Origin of the sequence: Nocardia sp. NPDC046763, assembly GCF_040645495.1 — a bacterium.
Taxonomy (GTDB): domain Bacteria; phylum Actinomycetota; class Actinomycetes; order Mycobacteriales; family Mycobacteriaceae; genus Nocardia.
In genome coordinates, this window is the sequence record NZ_JBEYYI010000005.1 from 313,991 (window position 1) to 327,502 (window position 13,512).

Consider the following 13,512-nt stretch of genomic DNA (forward strand, 5'->3'; position numbering starts at 1 on the left):
GCGGCGGTTCCGGCTCGCTGTCGCGGGGATGGTGACCGAATCGTGAGTGGGCCTTGCACCGGGTGTCGGGTGGCGGCGGTAGTGTCTGCGGGCGTGACGACAGCCTCCGAAACCGTCAGCGCAGCATCCGCAGGTGCCGCATCCACGGGTGCAGCGAGCACCGAGAGCACCGTCCGCCTCGCCAGCGTCGGCCGGCGTATCGCCGACGAGCTGGGGGTGCGCGAGGAGCAGGTGCGCTCCGCCGTCGAACTGCTGGACGCCGGGTCGACCGTGCCGTTCATCGCCCGCTACCGCAAGGAAGTCACCGGCGGGCTCGACGATGCGCAGCTACGAACTCTCGACGAGCGCCTGAGCTACCTGCGTGAACTCGACGAGCGCCGGGGCTCGATCATCGAATCCATCCGTGGTCAGGGCAAATTGGACGAGGCCCTGCACGCGCAGATCATGCTCGCCGAGACCAAGGCCCGCCTCGAGGACATCTACCTGCCCTACAAGCCCAAGCGGCGCACCAAGGCGCAGATCGCACGCGAGGCCGGGCACGAGCCCGTGGCCGACGCACTGCTGACCGACCCGACCACCGATCCCGCGCAGTACAATGCCGAACAGCTCGACGGCGCGCGGGCCATCCTGGTGGAGCGTTTCGCCGAGGACGCCGACCTGGTCGGTGAACTGCGCGAGCTCATGTGGGAACGCGGACAGGTCACCTCGTCCGTGCGCGCCGGCAAGGAGGAGGCGGGCGCGAAGTTCGCCGATTACTTCGAATTCTCCGAGCCCTTCAGCAAGCTGCCCTCGCACCGCATCCTGGCGCTGCTGCGCGGCGAGAAGGAAGAGGTGCTCAACCTGCACCTGGAACCCGACACCGAGGAGCTCGAAGACGGGCAGCGCTCGATCTACGAGGGCCGCATCGCCGTCAAGTTCGGCATCGCCGATCAGGGCCGCGCCGCCGACTCCTGGCTGCTGGATACCGTGCGCTGGGCGTGGCGGACCAAGCTGCAGGTCAGCATGGGCATCGACACTCGAATGCGGTTGCGGCAGTCCGCCGAACGTGATGCCGTCGATGTGTTCGCGGCCAACCTGCGCGACCTGCTGCTCGCGGCGCCCGCCGGTACCCGCACCACGATGGGCCTGGACCCGGGCTACCGCACCGGCGTGAAGGTGGCCGTGGTGGACTCGACCGGTAAGGCGGTCGCGACCGAGGTCATCTATCCGCACAAGCCGCAGGGCCAGACCGAGAAGTCGCTCGCGGTGCTCGGCGCGCTGGTCGCCCGCTTCAATGTCGAGCTCATCGCCATCGGCAACGGCACCGCCTCCCGCGAGACCGACGCCCTTGCCGCCGAACTGATTTCGCGCATCCCCGAGAACAAGCCCACCAAGATCGTGGTCTCCGAGGCGGGCGCGTCGGTGTACTCGGCCTCCGCCTACGCCTCGCAGGAACTGCCGGACATGGATGTCTCGCTGCGCGGTGCGGTCTCCATCGCCCGCCGCCTGCAGGACCCGCTCGCCGAACTGGTGAAGATCGACCCGAAGTCCATCGGCGTCGGCCAGTACCAGCACGATGTATCCGAGACGCTGCTGGCCCGCTCGCTGGGCGCGGTCGTCGAGGACGCGGTGAACGCGGTCGGCGTCGACGTCAACACCGCCTCGGTGCCGTTGCTGTCCCGCGTGTCCGGCATCTCCGGCTCGGTCGCGGAAAGCATTGTGGCGCACCGCGACGCCAACGGCCCGTTCCGCAGCCGCGCGGCCCTCAAGGATGTGCCGCGCCTGGGCCCCAAGGCCTTCGAGCAGTGCGCGGGCTTCCTGCGCATCCGTGGCGGCGACGATCCGCTCGACACCTCCGCCGTGCACCCCGAGGCCTACCCGGTGGTCCGTCGCATCCTCGACTCCAGCGGCCGCGGCATTCAGGAGATCATCGGCAACACCTCGGCCCTGCGCGCGCTGCGTCCGGCCGACTTCACCGACGAGCAGTTCGGTGTCCCCACCGTCACCGACATCATCTCCGAGCTCGAGAAGCCCGGCCGCGACCCCCGCCCCGAATTCAAGACCGCGGAATTCGCCGCGGGCATCGAGAAGGTCGCCGACCTGAAGCCCGGCATGGTGCTCGAGGGCGTCGTCACCAATGTGGCCGCCTTCGGCGCCTTCATCGACATCGGCGTCCACCAGGACGGCCTGGTCCACGTCTCGGCCATGTCCCACAACTTCGTCAAGGACCCCCGCGAGGTCGTGAAGTCCGGCGACGTCGTCAAGGTCAAGGTCCTCGAGGTCGACGTCCAGCGCCAGCGCATCGGCCTGTCCCTGCGCCTCGACGACGAGCCCGGAAACGCCAAGTCCGACCGCGCCGACCGCGGCCCGCGCAACAACCAGGGCGGCGGCCAGCGCGGCGGCAACCGCCAGGGCGGCCAGGGTGGCCAGCGCCAGGGCGGTCAACGTCAGAGTGGCGGCAACCGCAACCAGCCCGCCCCCAGCGGTTCGATGGCCGACGCCCTCCGCCGCGCCGGCTTCGGTCGCTGACCAGCCGATCCCGAACCACCCGTCCGGCCGCACCCCACCGGGTCCGGCCGGACGGCCGTTTCCGAACTCGGACCGACACGGCAACCGCACCCAGAAGATGGTCTCTCGGGGGTCCGGGCACTGCCGCCCGCGACCGGTCCCAGGGTGGCTCACGCGATCGGGCTGCCGCCGCACCGCTTCCCATGGCCGTAGGCTGACGTCGCTGCCGTCGTGACTGCACCGCGAACGCGGGATCTCCCCGGGCGCACACGGCGACGCGGCTAGCTCAGCGGAGAGCCGACTCGGTGCAGGGTGCCGTCGGGGTCGACGTAGCCGAATTCCCTTAGGCCGTAATCGGTGTCGACCGGGGTGGTGAGGCGGCCGGGCAGGTCTGCGGCGGCCCACTCGGCGTGCAGCGCGTCGGCGTCGGAGACATAGAGGTAGATGGCCGCGGCGGTGCGTTTCGGGTCGTGTTCGTCCCACTCGGTGAGGTGCAGGGATACGCGCCCGCGGTCGGCGAAGCCGTAGCGGGCGTCGCCCTCGTAGGCGTGGACACTGAAACCGAGGCGGCGATACCGGGCCAGGGCGGCGTCGAGGTCGAGGACCGGGATCACGGGGGCGACGCCCTCGAAGGCGATGTCGTCCGGCATGGAAGCTCCGAAGAATGAAGACGCCGAGGCGGTCCCGGTTCGGGGGCGCCTCGGCGTGCTCGTGGTGGGTTACTCGACGCCGAGGGAGACCTCGGTGGATTTGATGAGGACCTTGACTGGCGTGCCGTCGGCGAGACCCAGATCGTCCGCGGCGTCGCGCGTGATGGAGGAGGTGATCTCGTCACCGCCGGCGAGGCGGATGCGTACCACCGCCATGGCCTCGCCGCGGGTGACCTGGGTGACTGTTCCATCGAGTTGGTTTCGTGTGCTCAGTCGCATGGTGGTGAGCCTAGTCACCCGTGGTCGCCGTTTCGATGGTGGCTGGAAGGTTGCTCTATCACGTTGCGATCGAATGTGATCTTTCCGTGTGGGTCGGCGGCGCGGGTAGCGTGGCGGGGGTTGGCGTTCGCACGAGGGTTTCGGAGGCGACACGGGCATGCGCTTGCATCGGTGGTGGGAAGATGTCGTGGTGGCGCACGGCAGATTGCCATTGGCATGTCTGCTTCTCGGGTTCATCGTGGGGTTCCTGCTGATCCGAATCAGCGTGCGGCTTATCCGCAAACAGGTGCGCTGGTGGCCGGGCAATGTGCGGGCCGGGGACGTGCACATCCACCACATGGTGTTCGGGGTGATCCTGGTGCTCGGCTCCGGCATGGGGTTCGTGACGCTGTATCAGAGCAGCGTCGGCGTGATCAGTGCGCTGGCCGCGGTCTTCGGGCTCGGCGCGGCGCTGGTACTCGACGAGTTCGCGCTCATCTACTACCTGCGCGACGTGTACTGGGAGGAGCAGGGCCGCACGTCGGTCGATGCGGTGTTCGTGGCCCTTGCCGTGACCGGGCTGCTGCTGCTCGGTTTCCATCCGCTGTGGTTGCTGGACATCGGCAATATCCGTGATCTCCGGACCGATCAGAATGTGCCAGAGCGGCTGTTCACGATCGTGTTCGCGTTCGGGAATCTGCTGCTGGCGGCCATGGTCATTGCCAAGGGCAAGATTTGGACCGGTCTGTTCGGAATGTTCTTCCCGCCGCTGCTGGTCATCGGCGCGCTGCGGCTGAGCCGCCCGGGCGCACCCTGGGCGCGCTGGCGCTACGCCGCCGGCTCGGGCCTCATGCGGCGTGCGGTGCGGCGCGAGCGCCGCTATCGCCGCCCGGTGATCCGGGCCAAGATCTTCGTGCAGGACCTGCTGGCGGGCAAGCCCGATGCCGCGCACGTGCTCCGCGCCGCCGAGGAGGAGCTGGCCCGGACCGTGGTCCCGGCCCCGCCCGCGCCGCCCTCGGCCCACCTGCACCTCCTTCCCGGGCGCAAGCACGTGGATCAGCCCTTCGAGCCCAAGTCCGTGGAGCGTCCCCCGGAATCGGTAGATAGCCAATGAGTTGCTGACTCTCGGTCGGCGTGCCAGTGTTGACCCATGGGCTACGTTGTCGGCGACTACCTGCTCGATCGGCTCCGGGAACTCGGCGTCACCGAAATCTTCGGCGTCCCCGGCGATTTCAATCTGCAGTTCCTCGACCATGTCATCGCCCACCCCGGCATCCGCTGGATCGGCAGCGCCAACGAGCTGAACGCCGGCTACGCCGCCGACGGCTACGCCCGCCTGCGCGGTATCGGCGCGGTCGTCACCACCTACGGCGTGGGCGAGCTGAGTGCGGTCAACGCCATCGCGGGCAGCTACGCCGAGCATGTGCCCGTGGTGCACATCGTCGGTGTGCCCGCCAAGGACGTCCAGGCCGGTCACCGCGTCATCCACCACACTCTCGGCGACGGCGACTTCCACCACTTCCGCCGCATCGCCGCCGAGGTCACCTGTGCGCAGGCCGATCTCGGCGCGGCCGACGCCTGCCAGGAGATCGACCGGGTGCTGAATTCGGTTCGCGTGCACCGCCGTCCGGGGTATCTCATGCTGGCCACGGATACCGCGCGGGTGGAGGTGTCCCCGCCCGCGACGCCGCTGGCGCCGCCCGCCGACTTCTCGAGTAAGGGCGCGCGGGCAGCCTTCGCGCAGGCGGCACGCGAATTTCTCGGCGGCCGTCGGGTGACCGTCCTCGCGGACATCTTCGTGGACCGGGTCGGAGCTACCGACCGGTTGCGTTCCCTGGTCGGCCCGACCCCGGGACAACCGCACGGACTCCCACACGCGACCCTGGCCTGGGGCAAGACCGTGGTCGACGAATCCGCCCGGAACTTCCTCGGCGTCTACACCGGCGCGGCCTCCCCGCCGCAGCTACGTGCCGCCGTCGAGGACGCCGACCGCCTGGTGACGGTCGGAGTCCAGTACACCGACAGCATCACCGCGGGTTTCAGCCACCGCATCGACCCGCACCGCACCCTCGATATCGGTCCCGAGCGCACGGTGATCGGGGGCGTCGACGCCTTCGCGCCCCTGTCGCTCACCGCGGCCCTGGAGATCCTCACCGAGCTCGCCCCCGAATTCGCCGGTCCCGCACCGGTTCCCGCCCCGGCGACCGCCGCACCGGACGCCCCGCTCGCCGTGGACGCCCCGCTCACCCAGGCCGCCCTCTGGCCCCTGGTCGCGGCAGCGCTGGGCAACAGCAACATTGTCGTGGCCGACCAGGGCTCGGCCTTCTTCGGCCTGGCCACGCTCCGCATGCCGACCGGCATCACCTTTCTCGGCCAGCCGCTGTGGGGCTCGATCGGCTATGCCCTCCCGGCCGCCCTCGGCGCGGGCATCGCCTGCCCGAACCGTCGCGCGGTCCTCGTCATCGGCGATGGCGCGGCCCAGCTTTCGATCCAAGAGCTGGGCACCTGGATCCGCGAGCAGGTGAACGGCGTGATCATCCTGGTCGACAACAACGGCTATGCCATCGAACGCGCCATCCACGGTCCGGCCGCCCCGTACAACGACATCGCCCCGTGGCGCTGGCTCGAACTCCCGCACGCCTTCGGCGGCGACGCCGAGTCCGTCCTCACCCTCCGCGCGACCACGGTCGGCGAGCTGCAACACTGTCTGACAGCCGCGACGGACGAGCAGGACCGACTGGTGTTCCTGCAGGTGGTCACCGGCACCACCGACTACCCGCCGCTGGTCTCGGACCTCGCCGCCGCCCTCACCCCCGCGAATACCCGCACGTAGGGGCCGATTAACCGCACGATCCCCGCGTCTGGCACAATGCTCAGGTTGCTTTGGACGCTCTGCGCCCGGGCACCGCCCAAATATCCGGAGCACGAACCGGTAGAGCACCCTCCCCGGGTAGCCGCCAGGTTCCTCTGTTCGCGCGAACTCCAATAAGGACGGACATGAACACCCTCGACTTCGTCGACGCAAGCTCGCTGCGCAGCGACATCCCGGACTTCCGCCCGGGTGACACGGTCAACGTGCACGTGAAGGTTATCGAAGGCAACAAGGAGCGCATCCAGGTCTTCAAGGGCGTCGTCATCCGCCGCCAGAACGGTGGCATCCGCGAGACCTTCACCGTGCGCAAGGTTTCGTTCGGTGTCGGCGTGGAGCGCACCTTCCCGGTGCACAGCCCCAACCTGGACAAGATCGAGGTCGTGACCCGCGGTGACGTGCGTCGCGCCAAGCTGTACTACCTGCGCGATCTGCGCGGCAAGGCCGCCAAGATCAAGGAAAAGCGCTGAAGTAGTCGCAGCTCCCGCTGAGCCGGTGGACGGTTCGGCGCAGGAACGGCAGTCGGCTCGCCGACAACGAGTAGCCCGGCACCGCATGGTTCTTCGCGGTGCCGGGCTACTCTGTTCCGGTGGCAGACGAGAGCGAGTCGGTGACGAAGTCCGGGTCGGGCGATGGCAATGGGGCGGAGACGCCCGAGGCCCCCGGGACCCCCCAGCCGAAGCCGAAGAAGAAGCAACGCCCGTTCTGGCAGGAACTGCCCATCCTGATCGGTTTCGCGGCGCTGATCGTGGCGCTGCTGGTGACCTTCATCGGCCGGCCCTACGTCATTCCCTCGCAGTCCATGGAACCCACCCTGCACGGCTGCGCGGGATGCACCGGCGACCGCATCTATGTCGAGAAGCTGAGCTACTACTTCGGCGATCCCGAGCCGGGTGACGTGGTGGTGTTCGTCGGCCCGACCAGCTCGTGGAACAGCCACTACAAGTCGATCCGCTCCTCCACCACCGTGGTGCGCGGGGTGCAGAACTTCCTGTCCTTCTTCGGCCTGGTGCCGCCGGACGAGAACGATCTGGTGAAGCGGGTCATCGCCACGGGTGGGCAATCGGTCAAATGCTGTGACGCGCAAGGCCGGATCCTGGTCAAGGACGACAGCCCCGGCGCCGACTGGAAGCCACTCGACGAGCCGTACGTGAAGTTCAACAACCCCTTCGACGCCCAGCACCCGGACGTGCAGTTCAACGCGGGCGGCCGGGCCTTCCCCGAGATCAAGGTGCCCGCCGGCAACCTGTGGGTGATGGGTGACAACCGCGCCGAGTCCGCCGACTCCCGCTACCACATGAAGGACGAGCTGCAGGGCACCGTTCCGGTGAAGGACGTGCGCGGCAAGGCCGTGTTCAAGATCTGGCCGCCGAGCCGGATGGGCCCGGTCCGGGCGCAGGACCCGCAGTAGAACCGAGAATCGCGGGATAATCGACCGGTGGGGAAGATGGTGAGGACCGCCGAGCCCGGCGTGAACCGGAAGGCGAGCGGCGGCAAGAAGATTCAGCGGATCGACCGCGGTGACTGGCCGCCGCGCGTGGTCATGCGGCAGGCGGGCGGGCTACGCACCCTGGAAGCCGCGCTGATCCGCAGCGGCCTCGGCCCGGTCGCGGGCGTCGACGAGGCCGGGCGCGGCTGCGCGGCGGGCCCGCTGGTGGTGGCCTCCTGCCTGCTGCCACCCAAGGCCTACACCTCCCTCGCCGGTCTCGACGACTCGAAGAAGCTCACCGAGAACGCCCGCGAACAGCTGTTCCCCATCATCAAGCGGCTCGCGCTGGCCTGGGAGGTGGTGGTCATCCCGGCCTGGGAGATCGACGCCATCGGCATCCACGTGGCCAATATCGAGGGCATGCGGCGTGCGGTGGCCGGGCTGGATCCGGTGCCCGGCTACGTGCTCACCGACGGTTTCCGGGTGCCGGGTATCCCGGTGCCGTCGCTGCCGGTGATCGGCGGTGACGCCTCGGCGGCCTGCATCGCCGCGGCCAGCGTGCTGGCCAAGGTGACCCGTGACCACATGATGGTAGAGATGGACGAGCAATACCCGGGCTACGGGTTCGCCGCCCACAAGGGCTACAACACCCCCGAGCACAATGAAGCGCTGACCCGTCTCGGCATCACCCCAGAGCACCGCCGATCGTGGCGAAACGTCCGGGAGACCGGCCGGGTGGCTACCGACACGGCGTATGCGGGATGATGTTTCTACACCCAGTTGGGCGACAAGGAGGACGTTCCACCCGATGAGCGCCGAGGACCTCGAGAAGTACGAAACCGAGATGGAGCTATCCCTGTACCGCGAGTACAAGGACATCGTCGGGCAATTCTCGTACGTGGTGGAGACCGAACGTCGCTTCTACCTCGCCAATTCCGTCGAACTGCGGCCGCAGAACGCCGATGGCGAGGTGTACTTCGAGGTACGGATGTCGGATGCATGGGTGTGGGACATGTACCGGCCGGCGCGCTTCGTGAAGCACGTTCGCGTGATCACCTTCAAAGACGTGAATATCGAGGAGCTGGAGAAGACCGACCTGCGGCTTCCCGACTAGTCCACAAGCCGCAGGTTATCCACAGGCTCACTGTTTTCCCAGTTCGGCATGGCCGGGTCCGTCGCGGGCCCGGCCATGCTGGCTGAATGGCACAGCATCTGGCGCTGGGAGCGCAGGGGGAGGAACTGGCCGCGGACTTTCTCCGCGCCGCCGGCATGGAGATTGTCGCCCGCAATTGGCGATGCCGCTTCGGCGAGCTCGACGTCATCGCCCGCGAGGGCGAGGTGACGGCCTTCATCGAGGTCAAAACCCGCCGCACCCTGACCTGCGGCCCACCCGAGGAAGCCGTCACCTACCTCAAGCAACGCCGCATTCGCGAGCTCGCCACCCGCTGGCTGCGCGAACAGAACGGCCCGCATCTGCGCATCCGCTTCGACGTGGTCGCCGTCCTCCTGCGTCCGGGCCGCACCCCGGAGATCCGCCACCTGAAGGCGGTGTTCTGAAATGCCTTTGGGCAGAGCCTATTCCGTCGCCGTCAACGGCGTAGAGGGTCAACTCGTAGAAATAGAAGCCGACATCGGCCAGGGCCTCCCCTCGGTTCATCTGGTCGGCCGTCCCGACACCACCCTCCAGGAGTCCCGCGACCGCGTCCGCGCCGCCGTCACCAATACGGGCGAGAAGTGGCCCGACGGCCGCGTCATACTCGCCCTGTCCCCGGCCACGCTGCCGAAGGTCGGCAGCGTGTACGACCTGGCCCTGGCCGGTGCCGTGCTGGACGCGGCCGGGGCGATCCCGTCCAACCGCCTCTCGGATTCGGTGCTGCTGGGTGAACTGGCGCTGGACGGCCGTGTGCGCCGGGTGCGCGGCATACTCCCGGCGGTACTGGCGGCGCGGAATTCGGGGCGGCGCGTCGTCATCGTCCCGACCGCCGCCCTGCCCGAGGCGGGCCTGGTCGACGGCATTCGCGTCCTGGGGGCGTCGACCCTGCTCGAACTACTGGATTGGTTGCGTGGAGGCGGTGAGCTCGCACCTCCCGATCCCGTCCAGCCGACGGGCGAGCCATCGATCGGGGACCTGCGCGAGGTGGTGGGCCAGGACGAGGCGCGCTGGGCCCTGGAGGTGGCCGCGGCGGGCGGGCATCACCTGTTGCTGACCGGCCCGCCCGGCGTCGGGAAAACCATGTTGGCGCAACGGCTTCCGGGCTTGCTGCCGCCGCTGCGCGAACGGGATTCCCTGGAGGTGACCGCGATTCACTCGGTGGCGGGCACGCTGTCCGACGATGCCCCGCTGATCACCGCGCCGCCGTTCGTGGCACCCCATCATTCGTCGTCGGTCGCGGCGATGATCGGCGGCGGTTCGGGTTCCGCCCGGCCCGGGGCAGTCAGCTGCGCCCATCGCGGCGTCCTGTTCCTGGACGAGTGCGCCGAGATCGGCAGCAAGGTCCTCGAAGCGCTGCGAACTCCCTTGGAGGAAGGCGAGGTTCGCATTGCGCGCCGGGACGGGGTGTCCCGTTTCCCGGCCCGTTTCCAACTGGTCCTCGCGGCCAACCCGTGCCCGTGCGCACCCGCCCGCGATATCGACTGCATCTGCGCGCCCCTGGCCCGCCGCCGCTACCTCGGCAAACTCTCCGGCCCGCTGATGGATCGCATCGATCTCTCGGTGAAGATGCACGCCCAGGCCGCCGGAGCCTTCACCGGCGACGAGGTCGAGAGCAGCGAGGAGGTCCGCGCCCGCGTGACAGCGGCACGGAACGCGGCCGCGAAACGATGGGTCGAACTCGGCATGACCACCAATGCGGAGGTCCCCGGTCACGTGCTCCGCCAACGCTTCCGGTTGCCCCGTGAGGCGCTCGCCCCGGTCGAGAACGCACTCCAGCACGGCCGCATGTCCGCCCGCGGCGCCGACCGCGCCATTCGAGTTGCCTGGACTGTCTGCGACTTGCGTGGCGGTGCGGTGCCCAGCGCCCAGGACGTCCTGCAGGCATTGAGCTTTCGACAGCGAGGTGGAGCATGAGCGAGACGACGGGCAACCCCGATTCGATGCAGCGCACTGGTGTACGCCACGAATCCATCTCGGCCTCAGGGGATGTGGCGGCGGGAGCGTCGGCTGCGCCGGCCTCTCGAAGTGCTGCCTGTGTGACCGACACCGGACTCGGGCAGCCTGGTTCCGTCGATATAACCGATTCCGGGTCACGCGCACCCGGTTACGTCGGCGAATTCGGCCGGGGCTCCGGGTGGACGGGGGCGAAGCACGGCGCGAAAGGCGCTGTCGGCGGGGCAGTCGCGGGCGGGGATGCGGAGGAGCGGCGGTTGGCTTGGGTGTATTTGTCGCGGGTGGTGGAAGGGCCCTGCGCGGCGTTGTCGGCGTTGATCGGGTCGGTGGGGGTGGTGGAGGCGGCGCGCGCGGTGCGGGAGTGCGCATTGCCCGAGGTGTTGCGGGGGCCTACGGAGTTGCGGCGGGGGATCGAGCGGGCGGAAAGGGATGTGGCGTATATCGAGCGGTTGGGTGGGCGGGTGGTGACGCCGGATGATGCGGAGTGGCCGGCCTGGCGGATGCTCGGGCTGGGGCAGTTGGATCCGGCACAGGATGCGGATGCGGCTGTGCCGCTGGTGTTGTGGGTGCGGGGGCCGCGGTCGCTGCTGGAGACCACCGAGCGGGCGATCGCGGTGGTGGGGGCGCGGTGCAGCACCGGGTACGGGAATCATGCGACCGGCGAGATTGCCGGTGAGCTCGCGGCGCGCGGGTGGACGATCGTGTCCGGGGCGGCCTTCGGGATCGACGGGATGGCACACCGGGCCGCGCTGGCCGTCGGCGGTATGACGATCGCCGTGCTCGCCTGCGGTCCGGATCGTCCGTATCCCGTTCAGCACGATCAGCTGCTGGCCGAGATCGTCGACACGGGTCTGGTGGTCACCGAGTACCCGCCCGGCACCTCCGCGCGCAAGCACCATTTTCTGGCCCGCAATCGGCTGATAGCCGCCTTCGCGGACGGCGTCGTGGTGGTGGAGGCCGGGATGCGCAGCGGGGCGCGCAATACGGTGAAATGGTGCCGCCGGCTGGGCCGACCCGCGATGGCCGTGCCCGGCCCGGTCACCTCGGCGGCTTCGGTCGGCTGCCACCGCATGATCCGCGAGGGCGAAGCCTTCATCGTCACCCGCGCCGAGGACGTTCTGGATGAAGCCGGGCCTCTGCGCCTGTCCCTCCCGGGCACGGTCCCACCCAGCCCGGAGGACAACCTCTCCGGCGACGAGGCCGTGGTCTTCGCCGCCCTCCCCAACACCGGTTCTCGCCTGCCTCGTGGGGTGGCCGTCGACACCGGCCTCTCACTGCCCGCAGTCCGTGCAACCTTGTCCGCCTTGGAGATCGCCGGCCTGGTCGCCTGCGACGGCAACGGCTGGTACCGCACCACTCACGGAACCTCGGCCACCGCCGCCATAGTCGCCGCCCACGACCGACATCGCTGACCGACCGGCCCGCTCTCACAGGACCGCCGCGGAAGTCCAGGCCGGGATGGGGGCTCGAGCCAGGCCGAAAACAACCGTGGCCTGGGTAATGGCGCTCTGCCGCCGAGCAGTCTCCGTGTCGTGGCGGGCCCGGCTGGGTCGGCTGTCTCCACCGACCCGTGCGCGCCGCCATCGGCATCGTTCCCGGTCTCCAGCTCGGATGATCCACACGACGAACGGATTCGCCCCATCTGTCGATCCGCCCCGGTGACCTGCGTGAAGCTCCCCCATAGGAATGCGGCGCCGGACATGGACAACCACTGGTGGCCGGGCCGTGTGATGGGCACGGCGGCGAGGGTGCTTGATATGTGGCGGGATTCGGGTCAGCGTGGGGGGATGAGTGAGCTGCCCGAGGATTTGGAGGCATTGCTGGCCGAGTATGGGCGGCACTTGCGGTTGGGGCGGAATCGGTCGGAGCATACGGCGCGGGCGTATGTCGGTGATGCGCGCGGGTTGCTGGAGCATTTGCTGGGGCGGGCGGTGGATTCCGGTGTGGGGGAGGTGGATCTGGCGTTGCTGCGGTCGTGGCTGGCGGCGCAGGCGGCGGGGGGAGCGGCGCGGACCACCATGGCGCGGCGGGCCTCGTCGGCTCGGACGTTCACGGCCTGGCTGACGCGCACGGGGCGGCTGGCGGTGGATCCGGGGCCGCGGCTGGGGTCGGCGCGGGCACACCGGGTGCTGCCGTCGGTGCTGGGCCGCGAGCAGGCGCGGGCGGCCATGGCAGCGGCGGAATCGGGTGCGGCGCAGCATGATCCGATGGCCTTGCGGGATCGGCTGATTGTCGAGATGCTGTACGCGACCGGGATCCGGGTGAGCGAGCTGTGCGGGCTCGACATCGAGGACGTGGATCGGGAACGGCGGCTGGTGCGCGTGCTGGGCAAGGGGAACAAGGAGCGGGCGGTGCCGTTCGGCGCGCCCGCCGAGCAGGCTCTGGACGGCTGGCTGCGGTTCGGGCGGGCCGTCTTCGCCACCCCGGAGTCCGGGCGCGCGCTGCTACTGGGCCGCCGGGGGCGCCGGATCGACCAGCGGCAGGCCAGAACGGTTGTGCACGAAGTGGTTTCCGCCATTCCGGGCGCACCCGATATGGGCCCGCACGGTTTCCGTCACACCGCGGCCACCCATCTGCTCGAGGGTGGGGCCGATCTGCGTGTGGTGCAGGAGATCCTGGGCCATGCCAGCATGGCCACCACACAGCTGTACACGCACGTGTCGATCGATAGGCTGAAAAAGGTGCACGACCAAGCCCACCCGCGCGCCTGACG

13 protein-coding genes are annotated in these 13,512 nt (G+C 69.2%); 11 read left to right on the top strand and 2 right to left on the bottom strand.

Going from position 1 to position 13,512, the window contains the following annotated elements; genetic code table 11:
* The first annotated feature begins 198 nt into the window (after window positions 1-198).
* Window positions 199-2,508 (top strand): Tex family protein, encoded by a 2,310-nt coding sequence (locus ABZ909_RS11045; RefSeq protein WP_356997915.1) that lies wholly within the window; start codon window positions 199-201, stop codon window positions 2,506-2,508.
* Between the two features lie 260 nt (window positions 2,509-2,768).
* Here ABZ909_RS11045 and ABZ909_RS11050 read toward each other — a convergent pair whose 3' ends face one another.
* Both ABZ909_RS11050 and ABZ909_RS11055 read right to left on the bottom strand, forming a co-directional pair.
* On the bottom strand, window positions 2,769-3,125 hold the full coding sequence (locus ABZ909_RS11050) for a VOC family protein (protein WP_356997917.1): 357 nt from the start codon (window positions 3,123-3,125) through the stop codon (window positions 2,769-2,771).
* 81 nt (window positions 3,126-3,206) lie between these two features.
* Window positions 3,207-3,416 (bottom strand): TOBE domain-containing protein, encoded by a 210-nt coding sequence (locus ABZ909_RS11055; RefSeq protein ID WP_213557048.1) that lies wholly within the window; start codon window positions 3,414-3,416, stop codon window positions 3,207-3,209.
* A gap of 157 nt (window positions 3,417-3,573) precedes the next feature.
* Between ABZ909_RS11055 and ABZ909_RS11060 the strand changes: the two genes are divergently transcribed.
* From ABZ909_RS11060 to ABZ909_RS11105, 10 genes are all read left to right on the top strand, one after another.
* Window positions 3,574-4,509, top strand: a complete 936-nt coding sequence (locus tag ABZ909_RS11060; RefSeq protein ID WP_356997771.1) for a hypothetical protein — start codon at window positions 3,574-3,576, stop codon at window positions 4,507-4,509.
* Window positions 4,510-4,545: 36 nt separating this feature from the next.
* On the top strand, window positions 4,546-6,228 hold the full coding sequence (locus ABZ909_RS11065) for a thiamine pyrophosphate-binding protein (RefSeq protein ID WP_356997773.1): 1,683 nt from the start codon (window positions 4,546-4,548) through the stop codon (window positions 6,226-6,228).
* 164 nt (window positions 6,229-6,392) lie between these two features.
* On the top strand, window positions 6,393-6,734 hold the full coding sequence (rplS, locus tag ABZ909_RS11070; protein WP_033086110.1) for a 50S ribosomal protein L19: 342 nt from the start codon (window positions 6,393-6,395) through the stop codon (window positions 6,732-6,734).
* 245 nt (window positions 6,735-6,979) lie between these two features.
* On the top strand, window positions 6,980-7,675 hold the full coding sequence (gene lepB, locus ABZ909_RS11075) for a signal peptidase I (RefSeq protein ID WP_356997919.1): 696 nt from the start codon (window positions 6,980-6,982) through the stop codon (window positions 7,673-7,675).
* Between the two features lie 132 nt (window positions 7,676-7,807).
* Complete coding sequence (locus ABZ909_RS11080; protein WP_356997921.1) at window positions 7,808-8,458, top strand: ribonuclease HII; 651 nt, start codon at window positions 7,808-7,810, stop codon at window positions 8,456-8,458.
* A 43-nt stretch (window positions 8,459-8,501) separates the two neighbouring features.
* On the top strand, window positions 8,502-8,807 hold the full coding sequence (locus ABZ909_RS11085) for a DUF2469 domain-containing protein (protein ID WP_040859817.1): 306 nt from the start codon (window positions 8,502-8,504) through the stop codon (window positions 8,805-8,807).
* 86 nt (window positions 8,808-8,893) lie between these two features.
* Entirely contained in the window at window positions 8,894-9,250 is a 357-nt protein-coding gene (locus ABZ909_RS11090) for a YraN family protein (RefSeq protein WP_356997775.1), read from the top strand.
* 1 nt (window position 9,251) lies between these two features.
* Window positions 9,252-10,760 (top strand): YifB family Mg chelatase-like AAA ATPase, encoded by a 1,509-nt coding sequence (locus ABZ909_RS11095; protein ID WP_356997777.1) that lies wholly within the window; start codon window positions 9,252-9,254, stop codon window positions 10,758-10,760.
* 296 nt (window positions 10,761-11,056) lie between these two features.
* Window positions 11,057-12,211, top strand: a complete 1,155-nt coding sequence (dprA, locus tag ABZ909_RS11100; protein WP_356997779.1) for a DNA-processing protein DprA — start codon at window positions 11,057-11,059, stop codon at window positions 12,209-12,211.
* 375 nt (window positions 12,212-12,586) lie between these two features.
* Window positions 12,587-13,510 (top strand): tyrosine recombinase XerC, encoded by a 924-nt coding sequence (locus tag ABZ909_RS11105; RefSeq protein WP_356997781.1) that lies wholly within the window; start codon window positions 12,587-12,589, stop codon window positions 13,508-13,510.
* Window positions 13,511-13,512: the final 2 nt, after the last annotated feature.

Coding starts and splice junctions, on each gene's coding strand:
- ABZ909_RS11085 (WP_040859817.1), top strand. CDS start 8,502: ATGAGCGCCGAGGACCTCGAGAAGTACGAAACCGAGATGGAGCTATCC.
- ABZ909_RS11060 (WP_356997771.1), top strand. CDS start 3,574: ATGCGCTTGCATCGGTGGTGGGAAGATGTCGTGGTGGCGCACGGCAGA.
- ABZ909_RS11105 (WP_356997781.1), top strand. CDS start 12,587: ATGAGTGAGCTGCCCGAGGATTTGGAGGCATTGCTGGCCGAGTATGGG.
- ABZ909_RS11090 (WP_356997775.1), top strand. CDS start 8,894: ATGGCACAGCATCTGGCGCTGGGAGCGCAGGGGGAGGAACTGGCCGCG.
- rplS (WP_033086110.1), top strand. CDS start 6,393: ATGAACACCCTCGACTTCGTCGACGCAAGCTCGCTGCGCAGCGACATC.
- ABZ909_RS11065 (WP_356997773.1), top strand. CDS start 4,546: ATGGGCTACGTTGTCGGCGACTACCTGCTCGATCGGCTCCGGGAACTC.
- ABZ909_RS11055 (WP_213557048.1), bottom strand. CDS start 3,416: ATGCGACTGAGCACACGAAACCAACTCGATGGAACAGTCACCCAGGTC.
- ABZ909_RS11095 (WP_356997777.1), top strand. CDS start 9,252: ATGCCTTTGGGCAGAGCCTATTCCGTCGCCGTCAACGGCGTAGAGGGT.
- ABZ909_RS11080 (WP_356997921.1), top strand. CDS start 7,808: ATGCGGCAGGCGGGCGGGCTACGCACCCTGGAAGCCGCGCTGATCCGC.